Annotated in this window: 9 protein-coding genes; all 9 read left to right on the forward strand. The window is 42.0% G+C overall.

Annotated features, from left to right (window positions below; genetic code table 11):
- The first annotated feature begins 768 nt into the window (after positions 1 to 768).
- The 9 genes from J4856_RS07475 to J4856_RS07515 all read left to right on the forward strand — a co-directional run bounded on the left by J4856_RS07475 (position 769) and on the right by J4856_RS07515 (position 16,275).
- Entirely contained in the window at positions 769 to 975 is a 207-nt protein-coding gene (locus J4856_RS07475; protein ID WP_025837981.1) for a hypothetical protein, read from the forward strand.
- Between the two features lie 33 nt (positions 976 to 1,008).
- Entirely contained in the window at positions 1,009 to 2,625 is a 1,617-nt protein-coding gene (locus J4856_RS07480) for a hypothetical protein (RefSeq protein WP_025837984.1), read from the forward strand.
- A 382-nt stretch (positions 2,626 to 3,007) separates the two neighbouring features.
- Positions 3,008 to 3,445 carry an HU family DNA-binding protein gene (locus J4856_RS07485; protein WP_025837986.1) on the forward strand — a complete coding sequence of 146 codons (438 nt, stop codon included), beginning with the start codon at positions 3,008 to 3,010 and terminating at the stop codon, positions 3,443 to 3,445.
- Positions 3,446 to 3,907: 462 nt separating this feature from the next.
- Positions 3,908 to 7,159, forward strand: coding sequence for a SusC/RagA family TonB-linked outer membrane protein (locus J4856_RS07490; RefSeq protein WP_025837989.1), 3,252 nt, complete (start codon positions 3,908 to 3,910; stop codon positions 7,157 to 7,159).
- 18 nt (positions 7,160 to 7,177) lie between these two features.
- A complete protein-coding gene (locus J4856_RS07495; RefSeq protein ID WP_025837991.1) occupies positions 7,178 to 8,635 on the forward strand; it encodes a RagB/SusD family nutrient uptake outer membrane protein in 1,458 nt (485 codons plus the stop codon).
- A 367-nt stretch (positions 8,636 to 9,002) separates the two neighbouring features.
- Entirely contained in the window at positions 9,003 to 9,710 is a 708-nt protein-coding gene (locus J4856_RS07500) for a DUF4843 domain-containing protein (protein WP_025837992.1), read from the forward strand.
- Between the two features lie 40 nt (positions 9,711 to 9,750).
- Entirely contained in the window at positions 9,751 to 11,178 is a 1,428-nt protein-coding gene (locus J4856_RS07505) for a PKD-like domain-containing protein (protein WP_025837994.1), read from the forward strand.
- 7 nt (positions 11,179 to 11,185) lie between these two features.
- Positions 11,186 to 13,735 (forward strand): zinc-dependent metalloprotease, encoded by a 2,550-nt coding sequence (locus tag J4856_RS07510; RefSeq protein WP_044081062.1) that lies wholly within the window; start codon positions 11,186 to 11,188, stop codon positions 13,733 to 13,735.
- 20 nt (positions 13,736 to 13,755) lie between these two features.
- The gene (locus J4856_RS07515; RefSeq protein WP_143150338.1) at positions 13,756 to 16,275 is read left to right on the forward strand and encodes a zinc-dependent metalloprotease; all 2,520 of its coding nucleotides are present in this window, start codon (positions 13,756 to 13,758) and stop codon (positions 16,273 to 16,275) included.
- Positions 16,276 to 16,296: the final 21 nt, after the last annotated feature.

Genomic DNA, 16,296 nt, shown 5'->3' on the forward strand with positions numbered 1-16,296 from the left:
TGTCTTTAGATAGTTAAAAGTAGAATAGTTATATATCCAATAAAGGGATTGTATCAAAGAAACTGTTAATGGTTTCAATTTGATGCAATCCCTTTTATTAATACCCTTCTGAAGACATGTCTATTCCTTTACTTTCCGTGTCTTAAGAGTATGTCATTGAAGAATATTTATTTATGTTATTCTATCTAATTTATACATCCCTTTAGATTTTTCTTGCACATTCTAAAAAGATGTTATACCTTTGCCGCCGTGATGAGTTTATTAACGACATATCCGACGACTATAGCGCAGCAAAGAAACTTTGATTTCTTTGCCTTTTTTTGTGTTTTATATTTGGTTGTCTCTGATATTTTGCTAACACACAGGTGCTACTGGCGTTTAATCATACATTTATTCTTTCATCCTATGCGCATGTGAAGCGTGCCGTAAAGCTTGTAAACAAAGGACTTCAAGGAGTTCCCTTTGTTCGCTTTTTTGTGCCTGTTTGCGAGCAGGCTAAAAGGCAAAATAAGGAACATTTAACGACTGGATTTACCGCAATAATTCATTGTAATTCTCTGATTAATTTTGTTTTCTCTCGTTGTTTTCTCAGGCAGGCAGCGGTGGTATGCTGCCTGCCTTTTAGAGGATGAACTGTGAGATAAGGAAAAGGAGGAGCGCAAGCAACATCAAGATTAGAAAAAAGTGACTTACAAAAATATTCACAAATCATTAGATTTCATTAATTAATTAGATTAATTTTATGAACCATTAAACTCAAGAATAGAAATGGAGAAACATTCTAAAGCAGACTACTTGGCGCCAATGTGCCAGTTAGTCAGAGTGAGCGAAACGAGTTACCTCATGGATACGTCCTTCCCGACGACTCAGCACAGACCAGCGAATCACGGCGGTATGATTTCAAGTGCAAAGGCTTCTATGTCATGGGAGGAAGACGAGGAAGAGGACGAAGAGAACCCATCATGGGAAGACTAACAGAGAGTTATTAACAAACAGAGCAAAGTAACAATGAAGACAACAATGAAACAACATTCATTTACCGCACAACTAAAGTCTTTGGCAGTCGTGTTTGGCATAGCCTTGACTTTTGCATCCTGCGCTAAGGAAGATGTGGCCCAGAACACAACAAGTACGGAGGGCGATAACGACAAGAACCTCACTACATTTGTTGCAGGCGACGAAACTAAGACCCGCACATCAATGGATTATAACAGTGGAAACTTCTATTGGGAGAAAGGCGATTATATCTACGTAAAGGATGACAACGGGGTATTGCAGAAGAGTACGAACGCTCCAACGAGCAAGGTAGCTGCTTTTAAGTATAAAGTGCCAGGCAAGTTTACAGCAAATACAAGTTATAAGGTTTATTACTTGGGCAAGAACAGTAGCGGCAACTCAGTAACTATCTCAACCACTCATAGCCAGCCAGCTCCAAACAATACTGCACACTTCGGCACAGCAGGTGATTATGGTACAGCTACTGCAAATAAGGTGACAGGCAAGAATCAGTTTGCGTTCGAGTTAGAGCATCAGCCAGCTTACTTAGTTTTCCTGCCTTACACAAGTAACACAATTCTACATGACTGTTACTTAACCAAGGTAGAAGTAAGCTCCGACAACGATATAGCGGAGACCTATAATTTCAACTCAACAACAGGTGCATTAGACGCTTCTGCAGTAACAGATGGCAAACAGATAGTCTTAACGACACAAGACCCAACATGGGGCAGCACTTACTACAACGGCTTCCCCCTGACTAACAGCACAGCCAGCGTAACAACTAACGGAGCTTACATGGTAATCAAACCAGGAACTCATATCTTAAGGGTACGTTATTGGGTAAAGGACGTGGCAACAAATGTGGAGGGCACCATAACAAAAATACTCCCTTCAACAACCTATGCTTCGAACACCTACTACGATATGACTGCAAACCTCAACGTACGCAACTACGACGGCGACCATTACTATATGTGGGATGCTCAGCAGCAATATTGGTATGGTTACGAATGGACAAAGCATTTGTCAGGAAACACAGGGCAGCCAACTCTTAACTATACCAGTTCATCAAACTACGCACAGAGCAACAGCGACCCTCGTTACTACAACGAAAGTTATCCTGGTCTATACATAAGCAACCCTGCTACCCACACTTCCTGCAAAGACCTTCCCAATGCTAACGAGATGTCTTGGTACGTAATGTACGGTGATCCACATTGGGACGATGACGAATTATGGACAACTATGGGTCATTTACATAAAGGTGGCATGTGGTTTAAGAAGAAGTCCGTGTTGCAAGGCGAGGGCCATTACAACACCGAACTTTCCGCTGATGGTTCAACCGACCTGCGTACAACGCACAAGTACTACATCAACAGCAGTAGTAGTATCAATAATTCCAGTCTTCCTTCTGCTGCCGACGTAGGTAATTATTTTTACCTGCCCGCCTTGGGTAACTACAACTCTGGTCAACTGTACTACGTTGGCTACAACGGCTACTATTGGTCGTCAAGTGCTCACCCGTGGAACAGCAACCTTGCGTACAACCTGTACTTCGGCAGGGGTAACGTCCGCGTGGGCAGCGGCAACCGCGACCTCGGGTTCAGAGTCGGCGTGTTTGAGTAGTCCTAAAAGCCCACCCCGACCCTCCCCGAAGGGGGAGGGAGCCTAATGGGATATAGAGAAGAGATAAGAGAAATTCTAACAGGTTGCAAGGAAATTTCTAACGTGTTAGAAATTTGCGGGGAACGTGTTAGCGAGAAATTTCTAACGTGTTAGAAATTTTCTTCCGACCCGTTAGAAATTTTACTCTGACCTATTATTGATTTTAGACCTCCGCATCGTGCGGATTTTCTAAGCTTTGCGGAGGTTTCTGTTTCTTTTGAATAGTGAATAAACACGCTTTGATTAAGCTAATCAAACTGGGTGAATAAAACGAAACAAATGAAAAACGTGTTGCTGCAAAGTGCAGCATAAGTAAATAATAACTAATAAAATTTTAAACACAATGAAAATCAAATTGATTGAAAGAAGAAAGCCGGGTACAAAGACTGGACCGGGTAAGTTTTATGCAAGTCCTGTGAACGTGGGAAAGAAGACCTTGCGAGATGTTGCGCGCGACATTGCGGGGCGTTCTTCGTTGACCCGTGGTGACATTGAGAACGTGCTGGCGAACTTTATGGACTGTCTGCCTCATTATCTCCGTGATGGCTTTAGCGTGCAACTGGGAGAGTTTGGCACGATGCGCCTGACACTGTCAAGCGAGGGAGCTGCAACGGAAAAGGCTTTTAAGACCGAGACAATCAAGCCACGTGTAACGTTTACGCCGGGTGTAGAGCTGAAAGCTGCGCTGCGTGATAACTCGTATGAGACGGTGAAGGAAACTCACCTCGGTGCTAAGCCTGCACCTAAAACAGGGGGCAGCGAGGAGTCTTTGCCAGCCTAAGGGAGAGGGCGACAGTTAAGCAAAGATAAAAGAAAAGGAGTTTGCGAACAAATCAGGAAAGCGTTCGCAAACTTTTTTTTGTTTGGTTGCGAACGCTTTTAGGGTGTGGAAATGTAGATAAATGGGCGTTAGATATATTCGGTTTTACAGCTGCCAAGAGGGCGTAAATAACAATGATGAGATAGTAGCGGGAATGCTACTAAAGTGCCTGTTTGACTATCAAAAAACAATAATAAAGGAGGTTTTCCTTTATTTTTAATAATAAAAACACTTGGTTTTTTTATTTTTTTTCGTACTTTTGCAGCGAGTATTTAATAGAAGTTTTCTACCTGTGAAGGTAAATTTCTCAATAGTATTAATCATTTTAAAGAAATCTTTTCTCTGAACAATTAATAAAACGAGCGTTTTCGAGTTTCAAAAGATTGTAATTTCAAGTAACAAAAATCATAAATTTAAATAACGATGCAGAAGATAAAATTCCTCCGACGCATAGTTTGTGTTCTCTTTTTGAACCTTTTATGCTTTGGTCCATTAAGTCTCCCCATCTCGGCACAAGAGTTGAATGGTGCAAAAGTGACTCTCTCAATGCGCGATGCTACCATAGAGGATTTCGCCAATGAGGTTGCAAAGCAGACAGGATTGAATGTAAAGTTTGCTGATGAAGGTGTGAAGGCACTTAAGGGTGTTACTCTTGATGTGCGTGATCAGTCAGTATCAAGTTTGTTACTGAACTTGGCAAACCAGTTCCCACTCTCTTATACCGTCGAGGGCAATACCTTGACACTTGCAAAGAAAGAAATAGCACAGCGCAAGGGTGGCGTTCGTGGTCAGGTTACTGATAATAATGGTGACCCTATCATCGGAGCTGTCATCCGTGTGGATGGCGTGAATGGTGGATATGTGACCGATATTAATGGTGAATATGAAATTCAGACTGACCTTAAAGAGGTGCACATGAATGTATCATATATTGGTTATAAAACTGTTACAAAGACTGTAAAGAATGGTGCAACAGCTAATATCACGCTGCATGAAGACTCTAAGGAGATGCAGGAAGTGGTTGTGACGGGTTATCAGACCAAGAACAAGAACTCGTTTACGGGTTCTCAGGTGGCTGTAAGTCGTGACCAATTGATGAACGTCGGTACGAAGAATGTTTTGCAGAGTATTGCAAGTTTCGTTCCTGGTATGGTCATTGCTGATGATAACCTCAAAGGTTCTGACCCTAATAAGGTGGCAGAACTCAATATCCGCGGTCGTGCAACCTTCGAAGGACAAGCGAATACACCTGTCTATGTTGTAGATGGTGCGCAGGTTTCTGCTGAGTATGTTGCCGATATGGACATGAATGATATCGAGACAGTTACCGTATTGAAGGATGCTTCTGCATCTGCTCTTTATGGTGCAAAGGCCTCTGCTGGTGTTATTGTTATTACAACAAAGACCTTGAAGGGTGGTAAGTTGAAGTTGAACTATAGCGGAACAGTTCGTTTGTCAACACCTGACCTCTCCGATTATAACTTGCTGAACGCACGTCAAAAATTGGAGTATGAGCGTCTTGCTGGTTTGTTTACAGATACAAGTCCTTCAACACAATACACACTGGACAAAGATTATGCACGTATATATAATGATATTCAGAGAGGTGTAGAAACTGACTGGCTGTCTAAGCCACTGCGTAATGCCATCTCTCAGTCACACAGTTTGAGCGTTGATGGTGGTGATGACCGTGCAAAGTATAACCTCGGTATTCGTTATGGTAAGGATGCTGGTGTTATGAAGGGTTCTGATCGTACTCGTCTTTCAACCAATTTCCGCCTCTCTTACAATATTGCAGGTAAGTTCTTCGTGTCAAACAGTTCGACACTCTCATCTGTAACGAGCAACGTGTCACCATATGGTGATTTTTCAGATTGGGTGAAGATGAATCCTTATGAGAATCCATACAATACTGATGGAGTGTTGCGTTCTTCACTCTATCATGACTTGGCGAACCCATTGTATGATGCTTCGCTGGGTAGTTATAGTAAGACAAATAACTTTGACTTCCTCAATACGACCAATATTCAGTTGTGGTTTGGTGAGAAGATACGTTTGGATGGGGACTTTACGGTTGATCGTAGCAAGCAGGATAGACGTTCTTTCACATCTCCTTTTGCTTACAGTGAGATTCGTAATAAGTCTGCTGATCAGCGTGGTTCATTGTCAGATAACTGGGTAAATACCACAACATTGCAGGGTAAAGCAATGTTATCATACAATAACTACTTCTTTAAGAAGCTCTTCCTTACTGCAATGGGAGGTGGAAGTATAGAGTCAACGTCATCAGATGCAGCTACTTATACTTCAATAGGTTTCTATTCTGATAAGCTCGGACACCCATCTTTCGCTACAGCATACGCTGCAACGCGTCCAAGTGGTTCTGATACGCAGACAAGAGGTGTAGGTTTCTTTGTTAATGCCAATACAATTTGGGATAACAAGTACTTCCTCGACCTTATCTATCGTTATGAGGGTTCATCTCGTTTCGGTAAGAATCAGCGCTTTGCTCCATTCTGGAGTGTCGGTGGTGGATGGAATATTCATAACGAGAAGTTTATGAAGGGCTCACCAGTTTCGCTTTTGAAGCTTCGTGCCAGTGTTGGTTACTTAGGTAATATCAACTTTAACCCATATCAGGCATTAACTACCTATAGCTATAACAGTTCTTACTTCTATGGTAAGGGTACTGGTGCTACGCCAATTACAATTGGTAACCCAGACTTGAAATGGGAGCGTACGTTGAGCACTAACATCGGTGTTGACTTCACTGCTTTCCGTGGTCGTGTAGATCTCTCGGCTGATTATTATATCAAGAATACTGATAATCTGCTCTTGGATATTACCAAGGCTCCATCAGTAGGTGTGACAACTTCACGTGAGAACATTGGTGAGGTACAGAACTCAGGTTTTGAACTTCGTCTGCGTACCTTCCCAATTCAAAATAAGGATTGGCAGTGGTCACTTGGTCTTACCTACGCTTATAACAAGAATAAGATTAAGAAGATCAGTAATTCTCTGCGTGAACAAAACGAGAAGAACAAGGCCGATAATGGTGTTGCACCACTTCCTATCTATGAAGAAGGTCAGTCTTTGACAGCCTTGAAGGTTGTTCCTTCTGCTGGTATTGACCCAGTAACAGGTCAGGAAATATTCATTAAGCGTGATGGTACATATACTTTCGTTTATGACTCAAATGATAAGGTAATCTTCGGAGATACGAATCCTTTAGGTACGGGTTCTATCACTTCATACCTTACTTATAAGCGATTTGCGTTGAGTTGTTCGTTCTTGTACTCTTTCGGAGGTTCAGTCTATAATGAGACTTTGGCAACAAAGGTAGAGGGAGCTAACCCTAAGTACAATGCTGATGAGCGTGTATTGAATGACAGATGGAAGACGCCTGGAACTGTAGCAAAGTATAAGCGTATCGACGATACAACTACTCCATATCAGACATCACGTTTCGTTGAGAAGAACAACTTCCTGCGTATGAGCAGTCTTTCGCTCTCTTATGAGGTTCCTACAACCTTTATCCAGAAGTATGGACTGAAGCGTATGTTCTTGGAACTTCTTACCAATGACCTCTTCTACCTGTCAACAGCGAAGAGAGAGCGTGGTCTGAACTACCCATACGACAGAAGCTTTGAATTCTCATTACGATTCTCACTCTAAAACTAAATTAGGATAACAATGAAGAAGATAACAAAATATATAGGACTATCCATGGTGTTTGCTTTGCTTACATCATGTAGCGACTTCTTGGATGTGCAGTCAAAAGGACAGCTTACAGATGACGAGATGTTCACTGACCTTACTGGTTATGAGGATGCTATGTTTGGTATCTACGGTAAGTTAGCTTCATCCAATCTCTATGGTAGTAACCTTTCATGGGGTATGGTGGATGAGTTAGGTCAGCAGTTCGGTTATGACAACACGCAAGATGTTAGTTATTATCTGAACCGCTACCAATATACTAACCAGCAAGCACGCAACATCGTGGATGCTGTTTGGAGCAATATGTATAACAATATCTCTAATGTCAACAATGTGTTGAGGCACATTAATGATATTAGTACAGGTGCACAAGAGCGTAAGATGATTCATGGTGAAGCCTTGGGTCTGCGTGGCTTTATGCATTTCGACCTCGCTCGCCTCTACTGTACAGACTATACACGCAGTGATGCAAGCACTCTTGGTCTGCCATACGCAACAGAGTTCAATTTGAAGAACCGCCCTCGTTACACCTTGCAGGCAACGTTCGACCTTATTCTTAAGGACTTGAATCAGGCTGACTCATTGTTGACAGATGACAATGATGTTACTTACGATAATACTTTCGTACGTGATTATAGTAAGGGACGTGTGATACTTTTCAATAAGTATGCAGTAAAGGCTACCAAAGCTCGTGTCTATTATGCTATGGGTAAATATACAGAAGCAGCAAAGTATGCTCGTGAAGTTATCAATGCTACACAGAACTTTAAGTTGAATACAAGTACTTCACTTGACTCTGTGATGCGTTTCCCTGCAAGTAAGGAGATGATTTTCGGTGTTTATGCTGCCGACCGTTCAATGGCAATTCGTACAGCGTTCCTGCGCTCTACAGGTTACGGCTCTTTTGTTGAGGGTCGTCGTGATACACGTAGTCTCTATGAGACTGATCTCTTTACAGCACTTAGCTCTGACCTTCGTTTCACCTCTTTCTTTAGAGAGAATACGTCAGGTTCAACCTCATCTTTCAGCTTTATCCGTTTGATTCAGAATGATGCTGAGGCTACAAGAGGTGTATTGAAAGGATTTGTATTAATTAGTCTGCCGGAGATGTATTATATTTTGAGCGAAAGTCTTTATGATACAAATCAGACAGAGGCAATCAATCTGCTCAATCAGGTAAGAAAGAGTAGGGGATTGGGTGATGTAGATGCGGCTAAGGTAGCTACGCGTACACTCTTCGAGCAGGAGATGATGCGTGAGCGTATGCGTGAGTTCCCTGGTATGGGACAAACCTTCTATGCGTTGAAGCACTATAACCGTAGTTTCACTGACTTCAGAAATATCGACACGTATCAGCCTTCTGATGCCATCTTCAATCTCCCTTGGCCAGATAGAGAGAATGAGTATGGTGACCAGGCGATACATAACGAATAGTTCATATCAAAGAGTTAGCATGGTTTAGCACTGCTAAACGAGGTGAGCAAGGCTACTTGTAAGAAGCGTTTAGCATAGCTAAATCACTGACTTGACAGTATAAAAGAAGAGATATAAACATAAAAACAAATATTGTAATCCGATAATACGTAAGTAGTATAAGTTCTTTGATGGGCTAACTAATATGCAGCACCATTGGTGTTAGCCCTCCGCACCATGCGTGCTGAGCCTCCGCACCACATGTGCGGGTCCTTAGCACATCAGCAAAACATGGGAAAGCGAAGTTGTCACAGTCCTATATAATAAGGAAGAAAAGGCTAAGCTACATGGAATTTGTTTATCGGACAACACTAAAAAACAAATGATTATGTATAAATCAATCACAAACTTCTTCGCTATCGGTGTCATTGCATTGTCGTTGGCAGCGTGTTCAAACGATGAGTACAAAGGTGAATACTCAAAGGATGGTACTTTCGAAGGAGCAAACCAGGTTTATTTCGACCTCAATAATGCTTCTGACACATTATATAACTATTCGTTCGGAACACAGCCTACGAGCGTGATGTCAGACACGGTTACTGTAAAAGTTAAACTTGCAGGAGTGAGAAAGTCACAGGCTCAACATTATAAGGTAGTTGTTGACCCAAGTAGTTCTGCCAAAGCAGGAGTACACTTTGAGGCAATCAATAGTGATCAAGTAATTCCAGCCGATAGTCTTGCATCAAGTTTTCGTGTAGTTCTTTTGCGTCAGAATCTTAGTGATACTAAGAATGAAAATATTCGTCTTGTTCTGCGTTTGGAAGCATCTGACGACCTTGGTGTCCGTTTCCCTAATGCACTAAAGAGAACGATTACTTTTGATAATGTGCTTGAAAAGCCATATTGGTGGGACAATCCTACGCTGCAAGCAATGGGTCTTCCTGCTTATACACCAGCTAAGTATCGTTATCTACTGTCTTTGTATAACTCAGATGCAAGTGAGATTGAGAAGGCAATACGTAATACAAGAAGTTGGACACAGCTTTATAGAAATATTCAGAAGTTGAAGGCTTACTTTGCAGCCAACCCAGAATAAGCACGTTCATTGATATAACGATTAAAATAATTGACGAATTATGGTAAAGAAATATTTATTTATCTTAGCTGCAACAGCCCTTACCTTCACTTCTTGTATCAAGGATGATTCAACAGAAGGAGGCGATGGTGTGTCTGTAATCAGTCTGCAGACACCTCTGAATAGCAGTTATACACTTAATCAGGGTGATACTTTGAAAATCAACCCAGCGGTGTTGCAAAGCAATGGAAAGCAGAAACTCACCTACGAATGGGAGATAAATCATAAGTTGGTCTCAAGTGATTCTGCACTTGTTTATCCTATTCAGAATTCAGGAAGCTACACTGGACGTCTTCGTTTGAGCAATGGTCAGAATATTCAGATCTATGAGTTCAATGTGAACGTTGAGTATGCTTATACAAAGGGTGTTTATCTCTTGGCTGAAAATAATAGTAAGTCAATCCTTTCATATGTACCTACAGAGGATGTAAACAAGAGTTTCCACCTTGATGTGTTGGCTCCTAACAATCCTAACATTAACTTTGGTACACCTTGCTCAATGGCATGGAACAAGACTATTGGTGGTCAGGCAAACAATGTTCTGATTATTGCAGCAGGTAATCCATCAACACTTTACCAGCTTGATGGTTATGAAATGTTGTCACTTTTCCAGACTCCTGTCGGCGAGAAGGTGATACAGGTGGAGGCAAACTCTGATCCAGGTGCACCAAAGGCAATGGCTATCACTAAGAATAACTTGTATTCATTGGGTCTGAACACAACCAACTTGATTTCACAGACTTCACGTTTCACAAGTTCTACAGGTGGTTCAGTTACATTTGCAAACCGCATGACTCCATGGTGGAGAGACGACCTCTTCTATGCACATGGCGATGCTTACTTTGACAATGCACATGGTTCTCTGTTGGCAATGGCTATTGAGAATACATCTGTTTCTGCAGAAATCTTGAAGGGAACCTTTACTGGTGATACGTTAGTAGGTATGGGTAGTGTTAACAAACAGCGTAACCTTGCACTGATTACCAATCAGGCAAGTACGGGAACATTCTACTTTACGTATATCTTCCCAGGCTATTACTCTTCAACAGCAGATAAGAGAATTGCAGCCAACGTACTTTATCGTGTTGCAATGCCTTCTACCTCTGGTATCGCTAATAGGTCTGTAGTACGCTCGGCTCGTAGCAAGAACATTGTTTATTACACTAATGGCAATGCTGTCTATGCACATAACGTACTTGCCAATAGCAACTTCCCGACTGCAGCACTGTTCACTGTAGGTAGCAGTTCTGAGAAGATTGTAGATATGGTGTTCTCAGATGATGATAATCTCATCTATGTTGCAACCAATGATACATCGGCATCTATGCCAGGTAGTCTATACTGTTATGACACGCAGACAAATGCTCTACGTTGGTCAAAACAGCACATTACGGGACGTATTGTGAAGGCATTATTCAGAAATAAATAACATACAAATGATAAGAATGAATTTCTCATTTAAGAACTCTTTACTTGGAGGGGCATTACTGCTCCTCCTTGTATCGCAAAGTACTATTGCAAAAGCTGATGATGACAAGTCTAAGTCTAAACCGAAGAAGGAGACAAAGTATGACCGTCTCTTCAAAGATAAAAAGACTGAGACGGCACGTAGTAAGTTTATTACTGTTCATAAGCTTGATAACAAGATTTACTTTGAGTTGCCACGTACTTTGTTGAAGAAGCAGATGATGCTTGGTGGAGTAGTAAACTCGACAACTGATGCATCTACAGTTACTGTTGGTTCAACAAGTTCTAATCCTGTTTTGTTCTATTTTGACATACAGGATAGCTCTGTAGTGATGAAGACTCCTAACAATGTTCTTTTCAAGGAGAATGCTAATTCAGCAGACCTTGATAATGCATTGTCGCTGAATTATCGTGATGGTATTTGGCAGGGCTTTAACATTATGGCTTATAACAACGACAGCTCTGCAGTTGTCTTTGATGTAACTTCTTTGTTAGGTAAACCAACTAACCTCATATCGGTTATGCCAACAAAGAATGGTAACTATAGTATCAAGGCTACTCCAAAGCCTGAACTATCGTTCATTCGTGGTATAAAGAGTTTTGATACAAACATTATTGTTAATAATGACTTCACTTATGGTGTGTCTACTTCTCTGATGTCTATGCCTATCGGAGGTGAACGTCCTACAACTGTTGGTGTTAGTTATAGCGTAGCACTTGTGCCAGAGTCTGCAATGCGTCCACGTATTATGGACTCACGTATCGGTGTTAACTACTCAGTTCGTTTGGGAATACCAAAGGAAGGTGCAAGTACGAAGCGTATCTTCTACTCTCATCGTTGGAATCTTGTACCAAAGGATAAGAAGGCTTATGCAAAGGGTAAGTTGGCTCAGCCTGTTAATCCAATCCGTTTCTATTTGGATAATACCTTCCCTGAGGCATGGAAACAACCTATCCGTGAAGGTGTTCTTGAGTGGAATAAGGCTTTTGAAAAGATAGGCTTTAAGAATGCTATTGAAGTTGTTGACTTCCCTCAGAAGCAAGGTGATTTTGACCCAGATAACATTCAATATTCTTGTATTCGCTATATACCAAGTGGTTCTTCATCAGCTCCAAAGAGTGATATCCATGTCAATCCTAATACAGGTGAGATCATGGCTGCTTCTATGTTCATCTATTCTGATGTCGAGAAGTTGTTACATAAGTGGCGTTTAATTGAGACTGGTGCTGTTGACCCATCAGTACGTAGCAACCGTTTGTCAGCTGCTAAGTTTGCTGAAGGCTTGAAGATGTTGGTTACAAAGGAAACGGGTAGTATGTTAGGACTCTTGGATAACCTTGGTGCTTCAGCTACTTATTCTACTGATTCATTGCGTAATGCACGTTTCACGAATACCATGGGACTTGCTCCTTCTGTTATGGATGACGTTCATTACAATTATGTTGCACAGCCAACAGACAATGGTGTACGTCTTGCTCCAACAGGACTTGGCATGTATGACTACTTTACAATTGATTGGAACTATCGTTACTTTGATACTGATAATGTTTCTATCAATGATGAGAAGAATACACTTGAGGCGTTTGTTGACAAGAAAGTGACCAACCCACGTCTTCGTTATTATGCTGAGCGCAATGCTAAGTGGGACCCACGTCTTGCTGCAGGAGCACTTGGTAACGATATGATTGCAAGTGCAAACCTTGCAAATAAGAACTATACAATCGTTGAAAACAATCTCTCTAAGTGGATTAAGAACGATGAAGATACTCGTATCAAGGATCAGTTGTACCTGCAGATATCACAGAATCGTTACGCTTTGTTCAAGCAGGTGTTGAGTAATGTTGGTGGAATGTACCTCAACAATATGAAGATTTCAGCAGGAGTACCACAGTATCAGGTTGTTTCTAAGGAACTTCAGCGTCGTTCACTCTTGTGGTGTTTGCAGGAAGCTATGAACTTCAAGAAGTATGCTAACCGTGACTTCGAGCGTAAGGGCTACTTGTCAGTAAGCTATTATGACCAGAGTTTGGAGTTTATGGGTTACGATTTGATGGCAGCACGTATGCGTGTAGCTATCACTTCTTACTTGAATCCAAACAGTTACACACAGAAAGAGTACTTTGATGATATCTATAACACCCTCTTTAAGAGTGTTGCTGAGATGCGCGCACCATCTCAGGGCGAGCGTGTTTTGCAGCGTGCATTCATGAGTCAGGCACAGAGTGTTGTTTCTAAGGCTACTGGAAACGGTGGTTCTGGTGGTGGTTCTGGTTCCAGCATGGCTTTGAAGGGTGATGATCTTGGTGCTACTCCAGGCTTTGGTGACCCATCTCAGAATCTTGCTCCAACAGTTGATATCACACTCGCAGACAATTCAGAGCTTTACTTCTACAACTGTCTTTTGAAGTTGAGAACAGCTTTGGAGAAATGTTTGAAGGCAAACTTGCCACTTGAAGCGCGTACACACTATGAGATGATGCTCTTCAAAATCAATAAGACAATGGAGGTGAAGAAATGAGAAAGACTTCATTTTTATCAATGAAATCGGTTCATGTAACCCTATTAGCAGTGGGCTTCTTGAGCCTTTCACTATCAGCACAGGCTTTCCCTTTCTTTAAAAAGAAGAAAAAGAAGGCTACAACCACTACTTCTGTGGTGAAGAAAGATGCCTATGAGCGTATTCTAACCGAAGAGAAGACGGACTCTGCAAAGGGACCATTCGTTTCGTTCTATAGAACAGGTGAGAAACTCCTCATGGAGTTGCCACCTTCTTCTATTGGGCGTGACATGCTTATTGGTGCAACAATTTCATCTGTATCAAGCCCACAGTTTGCTGAGGTTGGTACTCGTGCTGGTTCTGTTTCACACGTACGCTTTGTAGAGAAGGATAGCTCTATCGTAATGCAGGCTATCAACTCTGAATTACTTGATGCCCTACCAGCAGGTAATGCGAAGCAGGCACAGGCTACGAACTATCGTAACCTTGACTTCTATAGCTTCCCTATCAAGGCAAGAAACAAGAAGACTGGAGGTATTCTCTTTGATGTTTCTTCTTTCTTCTTGAGAGAGAGCAAGTACTTCCCTGTGATTGCAAAGATAGCTGGTCCATATCGTGTGGATGCTGACTTAAAGCCAGAGTGGATTAAGGTAACTTCTTTGAAGTCGTTTGCAAACAATGCTTGTATCTCGATGGAGCGCAACTATGTTACCAACATGACTGGTAATAGTGGTAATGTTGCTATTAGTAATCATCCAGTTTCTATTGGTGTACAGTTTACTTTGGCTCTCCTACCAGAGGATAAGATGACTCCTCGTCTAAGTGATACTCGTCTTGGCTACTTCCTTACACCGAAGTCTATCGTCAATGACAGTCTTATCGACCATGCAAGCTTTATCAATCGTTGGCGTTTAGAACCTAAAGATCCTGCAGCTTACTTTGCTGGTCAGCTCAGCGAGCCTGTAAAACCTATTGTGTTCTATATCGATAATGCGTTCCCTGAAAAGTGGAAGCCAGCGATGCGGAATGCTGTTCTTAGATGGAATAAGGCTTTCGAGCGTATCGGTTTCAAGAATGTGATGCAGGCTGTGGACTTCCCAACCAATGATCCAAACTTCGATCCTGATAACTTCCAGTATTCTTGCATTCGTTATCTGCCTACTGCTACAGAGAATGCAATGGGTCCATCATGGGTTGATCCACGTACAGGTGAGATTATCACAGCGACCGTATTGGTGTATAATGATGTTGTGAATGTCATCAATAGCTGGCGATTTATTCAGACATCACAGCTTGATCCTGCTGCACGAACATTGGATATGCCTGATAGCATTTTGCTTCCAACATTGGAGTATATTGTGACTCACGAGGTAGGACATACACTCGGACTGATGCACAACATGGCTTCATCGGCTGCAATCCCAACTGATTCGCTCCGTTCAGCAAGCTTCACACAGAAGTATGGTACGACAGCATCTATCATGGACTATGCTCGTTTCAATTATGTTGCACAGCCAACAGATAAGGGCGTGTCACTGACTCCTCCTGAGTTGGGTGTCTATGATAAATATGCTATCGAATGGGGCTATCGTGTCTTCCCTAATTCAAAGAGTTTCAGAGATGATGTAAAGCCATTGATGGCACTTGTTGAGTCTCATGATAATGACCCAATGTATCGTTACGTACTTCAGCAGTCACGTTATCGTTATGACCCAACCGCCATTGAGGAGGATCTCGGTGACGATGCAGTGAAGTCAAGTACATACGGTCTTAAGAACCTTGAGTATATCCTCAGTCATTTTGATGAGTGGATTCCAGACGGTACTGATGGTACTCGTAAGGCTAAGCTCTATCGTCAAATGGTTTCTCAAGCTTACGGTTATGCTCGTAATGTCTATGCTGTCATTGGTGGTATCAAGCTGAATCAGACCACAGAGTCTTCTGGTATTCCTCGTTATGAGGTGATGCCTAAGGAGAAACAGCGTGCTGCTGCAATGTGGTTGTTACAGGAAGCACGCAAGTTTGGTAAGCGTGGTGTTGAGAGTATTGAGAATCGTCTACCTCAGATTAACTCTCATCCTTACAAAACATTGGCAGGTGGAATTCAGGAAATGGCTCTTTCAGCAACTGCACGTTTAGCATTGAGCTATTATGCTGACTCTACTTCTTATTCTCCATTGGAGTATTGCGAAGACACGTATAATAATGTTTGGGCTAAGACAATCGCTGGTGATGAGAATCTCGACGATGATGATATCGCCATGCAGCAACTCTATGTTGAACGTCTGAAGGCTAACATTGTAGAGGTTAAACAGGTTGGTAAGGTGCGCAGCTTGCGTGATGACAAGCAGGATGTGGCTTTCCTTGGCTTTGGTGTTGGTTATGGTGAACCAGAGACGATGTGGACTGAGACCATCGACCGCACTGCCGAATATGTATTCCACTATGCACAGAAGCTTCAGAAACTTCTTGAGGAACGCATTAAGACAACGAAGGACACAACTATCAAATCTCAATATGAGTTGATGTATGCACGTGTTCAGCGTTATATGAATGATTAATCTTCCGTGTTAACATACATT

Origin of the sequence: Prevotella scopos JCM 17725 (assembly GCF_018127785.1) — a bacterium.
Classification (GTDB): Bacteria; Bacteroidota; Bacteroidia; order Bacteroidales; family Bacteroidaceae; genus Prevotella; species Prevotella scopos.